Genomic DNA, 1,443 nt, shown 5'->3' with positions numbered 1-1,443 from the left:
TGAACTGCACCCCGAAAGTTGGACACCCACTCCAACCTTCGGGGTGTTTTTATGAGGAACCGATACGACGAGGGGTACAAGCTGCTGGTGGTACAGCAGTGTTTACACGAAGCCACCAGCCTGAGGGAGGTGGCTCGCCAGCATGGCCTGGATCATTCTCTGGTGAGAAGATGGCGAGATCGCTATCGTCAACATGGCACGTTGGGACGGCGTGGGACGCACCGTCACTACAGCGCCGCCTTCAAGCTGGCAGTACTCGAGAGGATGTGGCGGGATGGGTTGTCACAGCGGCAGGCAGCCGCCCTGTTCGACATCCGCGAAGACGGTGCTATTGGCAGATGGGAGCGCCAGTATCATAGTGGAGGCCTGACCGCGTTAGCACCGAAGCGCAAGGGACGCCGCCCGATGACTAAGAAGCCGCCTACCCCACCGCCCCCGCCAGATGAAGAGCCCTCCCAGGAGGAGTTGCTCAAGGAACTGGCCTATCTACGGGCGGAGAATGCCTACCTAAAAAAGCTCGATGCCTTGATCCGGGAGCAGGGGGCGGCCACGCAGGGCAAAAAGCCCAAACCGTCCAAGGATTAAGGCATGAGCATCCGCTGGCGCTGCTGCTGCGGGCGGCCGAGCTGCCGCGCAGCACGTTCTACTACCAGATCAAGGCCTTGGGCACTGACGATCGGTACGCGGCTCTGAAGGCGCGTATCCGGGCGATCTACGATCGCCACAAAGGGCGCTATGGCTACCGTCGCATCACCGCCGTCCTGCGACAGGCCGGTGAGGCGATCAACCACAAGACCGTCCAGCGGTTGATGCAACAGCTGGGCTTGAAGTCCCTGGTTCGCCCCAAGCGTTATCGTGCCTACCGAGGCGCGGAAGGTTACGCCGCCCCTAATACGTTGCAGCGTCGCTTTCAGGCCCAGCGCCCCAACCAGCGGTGGGTGACGGACATCACGGAATTCAAGATCGATGGTCAGAAGCTCTACCTATCACCGGTCATGGATCTGTACAACGGAGAGATCATTGCCTTCCAGACCGGGCCACGCCCGGTGTTCGACTTGGTGAAGGGCATGCTGAAGAAGGCCTTCGGCAGGCTGACGCCTGAGGATCGGCCGCTGCTCCACTCGGATCAGGGGTGGCATTATCGTCACCCCAGCTATCGTCGGCTGGTGGTGGAGAAGCGGATACTCCGCAGCATGTCGCGGAAAGGGAACTGTCTGGACAATGCAGCGATGGAGAGCTTCTTCGGCACCCTGAAGGCCGAGTACTTCCATCTGAACCGGTTCGACACCGTTGAGCAGTTGCAGCAAGGTCTCGACCGGTACATCCATTACTACAACCACGAACGCATCAAGCTGAAACTAAAAGGCCTGAGCCCCGTAAAGTACAGGACTCAGGCCTTGAGCGCCGGCTGAATGAACCGTCCAACGATTGGGGGTCAGTTCA

At 59.9% G+C, this 1,443-nt stretch carries 1 protein-coding gene; it reads left to right on the top strand.

Annotated features, from left to right (window positions below; all coding sequences use genetic code 11):
* Window positions 1-51: 51 nt before the first annotated feature.
* Window positions 52-1,412 (top strand): IS3 family transposase gene (locus LU493_RS19405; RefSeq protein ID WP_428994588.1). Its coding sequence is split into 2 segments (ribosomal slippage): window positions 52-508 and window positions 508-1,412, totalling 1,362 coding nucleotides; the frame shifts between segments, so codons are not numbered across the junction.
* Window positions 1,413-1,443: the final 31 nt, after the last annotated feature.

This window comes from Halomonas elongata (assembly GCF_029081005.1).
Classification (GTDB): domain Bacteria; phylum Pseudomonadota; class Gammaproteobacteria; order Pseudomonadales; family Halomonadaceae; genus Halomonas; species Halomonas elongata_B.
The sequence above is the reverse complement of the archived record's forward strand: the minus strand, read 5'-3'. Positions and strand labels throughout refer to the sequence as shown.